The 3,892-nt window shown below is 71.4% G+C and carries 6 protein-coding genes; 2 read left to right on the forward strand and 4 right to left on the reverse strand.

Annotation, left to right across the window (positions count from 1 at the left end; translation table 11 throughout):
- Together JFN87_RS32230 and JFN87_RS32235 are read left to right on the forward strand one after the other, a co-directional pair.
- The coding region (locus JFN87_RS32230; RefSeq protein ID WP_209345930.1) for a TOMM precursor leader peptide-binding protein at positions 1–598 on the forward strand (598 nt) is incomplete at its 5' end.
- 43 nt (positions 599–641) lie between these two features.
- Positions 642–2,096: an ABC1 kinase family protein gene (locus JFN87_RS32235; RefSeq protein WP_209345932.1), complete on the forward strand. Its 1,455-nt coding sequence runs from the start codon at positions 642–644 to the stop codon at positions 2,094–2,096.
- 63 nt (positions 2,097–2,159) lie between these two features.
- Here the strand turns inward: JFN87_RS32235 and JFN87_RS32240 are convergent, their stop codons facing one another.
- The 4 genes from JFN87_RS32240 to JFN87_RS32255 form a co-directional block, all read right to left on the reverse strand.
- Positions 2,160–2,483 (reverse strand): putative WhiB-interacting protein, encoded by a 324-nt coding sequence (locus tag JFN87_RS32240; protein WP_209345934.1) that lies wholly within the window; start codon positions 2,481–2,483, stop codon positions 2,160–2,162.
- Positions 2,480–2,848, reverse strand: a complete 369-nt coding sequence (locus JFN87_RS32245; protein ID WP_030899347.1) for a WhiB family transcriptional regulator — start codon at positions 2,846–2,848, stop codon at positions 2,480–2,482. Before JFN87_RS32245 ends, JFN87_RS32240 begins: the two co-directional genes overlap by 4 nt.
- 171 nt (positions 2,849–3,019) lie before the next feature.
- Positions 3,020–3,367: a hypothetical protein gene (locus JFN87_RS32250; RefSeq protein ID WP_209345936.1), complete on the reverse strand. Its 348-nt coding sequence runs from the start codon at positions 3,365–3,367 to the stop codon at positions 3,020–3,022.
- A gap of 209 nt (positions 3,368–3,576) precedes the next feature.
- A partial coding sequence (locus tag JFN87_RS32255) for an HRDC domain-containing protein (RefSeq protein ID WP_209345938.1) occupies positions 3,577–3,892 on the reverse strand: 316 nt, incomplete at its 5' end.

Consider the following 3,892-nt stretch of genomic DNA (forward strand, 5'->3'; position numbering starts at 1 on the left):
GGCCGCGACGGTGCCCGCTCAAAGGGATCAATGGGGGGTAGGGGTGGCGGACGCGGCCGCCGCGCGGGACGCGCCCCTGTCCCTTGTGGTGGTGGCGCCCAGGGACGGGCTGGCCGCCTACCGCCCGGAGCCCGCCGCGGCTCAGGCGTGGACGGCGGCCGGGATTCCCCACCTGTACGCGGGCGTCGTCGAGGCTACGGGGTTCGTGGGGCCGCTGGTGCTGCCGGGCGGCACGGCGTGCGCCGGCTGCCTCCTGCGCACTGCGGCGGCGCGGGATCCGCACGAGCCGAGGATGCTGGCCCAGTGGCGCTCGGGGCGCGGGGCGCGTGCCGTGCCCGCCTGCGACGGTGCGCTGGCCGCCGCTGTGGCGGGGCTCACGGCGGCGCACGCGCTGTCGTTCCTGGACGGGGAGCTGCCGACGAGCACGGGTGCACGCTGGGAGGTGGCGCAGCCTCTGCTCGACTGGCGATCCAGTCGCGTGGCGCCCCACGCGCACTGCCCGTGCGGTGCGTTTGCCAAGACGGAGAGGACCGCGGAGAAGACTGAGGGGGTGGGGATGGCCGAGACGGAGGCCGAGCGCGACACAATGGCGGTGTAGCCGCCGCACCACGGCAAGGCTGTCCGGTACCAGGAGGGGCGTAATGTCTGATCTTCCCCGGAAGGCGGTCACCCGCACTGCCAAGTTGGCCGCACTGCCTATCGGGTTCGCGGGCCGGGCGACCTGGGGACTGGGAAAGCGGATCGGCGGGGCGTCCGCGGATCTCGTCACCAAGGAGCTGCAGCAGCGCACGGCCGACCAGCTGTTCAAGGTGCTGGGCGAGCTCAAGGGCGGTGCGATGAAGTTCGGGCAGCTGCTGTCCGTCTTCGAGTCGGCCCTGCCTGAGGAGGTGGCCGGCCCCTACCGGGCCACGCTGACGAAGCTGCAGGACGCGGCGCCGCCGATGCCCACGCAGACGGTGCACGGCGTGCTGGAGGAGCAGCTCGGCGAGGACTGGCGCGGCCTGTTCCTGGAGTTCGAGGACAAGCCGTCGGCGGCTGCCTCGATCGGCCAGGTCCACCGGGCGGTCTGGCACGACGGCCGCGAGGTCGCGGTGAAGGTGCAGTACCCCGGCGCGGGCGAGGCGCTGCTGTCCGACCTGGCGCAGCTGAGCCGGTTCGTGCGGCTGCTCGGCCCGCTGATCCCGGGCATGGACATGAAACCGCTGGTCACCGAGATGCGCGACCGTGTCTCCGAGGAGCTGGACTACGCGCTCGAGGCCGAGGCGCAGCGTGAGCACGCCCGCGAGTTCGTGGACGATCCGGACGTCGTCGTGCCCGACGTCGTGCACCAGAGCGACCAGGTGCTCGTGACGGAGTGGATCGACGGCACGCCGCTCGCCGAGATCATCTCCTCGGGCACCCAGGAGCAGCGCGACCGGGCGGGCCAGCTGCTCGCACGGTTCCTGTTCTCGGGCCCGATGCGCACGGGCCTGCTGCACGCGGACCCGCACCCGGGCAACTTCCGGCTCCTGCCGCCGCGGGAGGAAGCGCCGGGCGAGGACGGCAAGGACGGGGAGGGCGGTGGCGGGAGCGGCGAGCTGCGGCTCGGCGTGCTCGACTTCGGGACGGTCGACCGGCTGCCTGGTGGGCTGCCCGAGACCATCGGCGAGGCGCTGCGGATGACGATCGACGGCGAGTCCGACGCCGTCTACGAGATGCTGCGCGCCGAGGGGTTCGTCAGGGAGACCATCGACCTCGACCCGGAGGCGGTGCTCGACTACCTGCTGCCGATCATCGAGCCCGCCGGGGCCGAGGAGTTCACGTTCACCCGCGCCTGGATGCGCGCCCAGGCGGCGCGGATCGCCGACCCGCGCTCCCCCGCGCACCAGCTGGGCAGGCAGCTGAACCTGCCGCCCTCGTACCTGCTGATCCACCGCGTCACGCTGTCCACCATCGGGGTGCTGTGCCAGCTGGGCGCGACCGTGCGGCTGAAGGACGAGCTGGAGGACTGGCTGCCCGGCTTCTACGTCGAGTACGTCTACGACGACGAGGAGGCCGTGGAGGGCGAGGCGGCCCCGGAGACCGGGGCCGAGTCCGGCGAGGACGGCGGAGCATAAGACGTGTGGCCGGGCCCCTGAGGGTCCGGCCACACATGGTCTCGCGCTACCGCGGGAGGACCGTCACTGCATGACGGCCATCGCCAGGGCGCGGCGCGCCCGCATCGACACGCGCTCGGCGCGCCGCTGCATGCGCCTGGCCACGATCACGTGGGTGGCCTGACGGGTCGCGTGGGCCTCGCGCAGTCGTTCCTCCATATGCGCGCGGGCCAGGGCTTCTGGGATGAGTTGCATCTCGCGGGTCCTGTTCTGGCGCGCCCTGTGCGCGCCATTCGTGGGAAAGGCAGTGGTCGCGGAGCCGTTGGGCTCGCTGGTGGAAGAGGTCATCGGAGCCTGCTTCTGGGGATCGTGCGTGAGGGGACGGTCGATCGTTCCGCGCGTGTTCATGCCGCGACCGGGTTCTTGCGCGGACGGCCACGCGGCCGCTTGCGTGCCACGACCACGCCCTGGACGAAGAGCTCCCCGCCCCAGACGCCCCAGGGCTCGCGGCGCTCCTTGGCGCCGGCGAGGCAGGCCTCGACGAGCGGGCAGGTGCGGCACAGGGACTTGGCGTACTCCACGTCCGCGGGCGACTCGGCGAAGAAGACCTCCGGGTCGTAGGCGCGGCAGGGAACGGGCGAGCCGAGGTTCTCGATCGCCTCGTCGAGGGCGGTGAGCTGGGTCAGCGGGGTCAAGGCGGAGTCCTCCGTGGGGCCGGGCGGGGGGATCGTGTCGGAAGGCGGTACGGACGGGGCGTGCGCTTCGAGTTGCACGGGGTTTCTTCCTCGTCTTGTTCGGTCCGGCCGGTCGGCCGGACATCGTCGGGTACCGGGTTTTCGTGCCCCGAGGCCCCTTCGCTCCGTCCGTCCCTGTCGGGACAAACAGAAGGGCCGCGGATCCCGGGTGGGGTTCCGCGGCCCTGAAGGCGCCGGCCTGATTGCCGATCAGGCTGGATGACTCCAGGGTTCAGGCCCACGGAAGGCCCACATCTCGTGGTCGTGCGTCGTCGTCTGCTGCTTCTGTGCTCCGGCACTGGCCGCCGCGGGGACATAGGCCTCCGCCTGCTCTGCCGCTCCTGCCACCAGTGCCCCGGTCGGTCGCTCATCGCCCACGCGCTCACACACGGGCAGGAAGGACACGCCGAGACCGGACGGGGAGACGGGTCGCATCTCAATGACGCCGGACGTACCGGTGCCGTTGAGATTCGCCGGCGAGAAGCCGAGAGAGACACGGGCGAAGGACTGGTCGGCCAGTTTGGCGGTGCTGATGAAGCTGCTCGTCATGCTGATCACGTCAATCGCCTCCTCTCGGCGTCTCGGGATCCGGCCGGGGCCGGTTCCTCACGTATGCGAACAATGTCGCTGCGCTGCATGCCCGGAGCGATACCGGGCAAGTGAAGTACAGCACGGGAAGTGGTCTTCGAGAAGACCGCCGTTCCCGTGGAAAAGAACCTATGGGGATTCGCCCGGCGGGCGCAAACCATTTTCCCGACGAGTTTGCGTCAGCGGGCCCCGCCGTCGCCCGAACGCTCCTCACCTGCGCAGATGGCCAGCACATCGTCCCCGAACCGGGTGAGTTTGCGGCGGACGACGCCGGCGATGCCGGCCAGCTCCCGCTCGTCGGACGGCACGGCCTCCGCGATGGCGATCAGCGTCTTGTCCGTGAAGACGCAGTACGCGGGCTGGCCGAGTGCGCGTGCCTGCTCCGCGCGCCAGGCGTGGAGCCGCTCGTAGACCCCCTCGTCCATGTCCGAAGGGCAGTCCTCGCACCGCATGAGCTTCATCTCGCCCGCCTCCGTCAGCGTCCTGCCGCACACC

This window comes from Streptomyces montanisoli (assembly GCF_017813245.1).
GTDB classification, from domain to species: domain Bacteria; phylum Actinomycetota; class Actinomycetes; order Streptomycetales; family Streptomycetaceae; genus Streptomyces; species Streptomyces montanisoli.

Excerpts from the sequence above, each read along its gene's own strand:
- JFN87_RS32235 (WP_209345932.1), top strand. The coding sequence starts at position 642 with ATGTCTGATCTTCCCCGGAAGGCGGTCACCCGCACTGCCAAGTTGGCC.
- JFN87_RS32240 (WP_209345934.1), bottom strand. The coding sequence starts at position 2,483 with ATGAACACGCGCGGAACGATCGACCGTCCCCTCACGCACGATCCCCAG.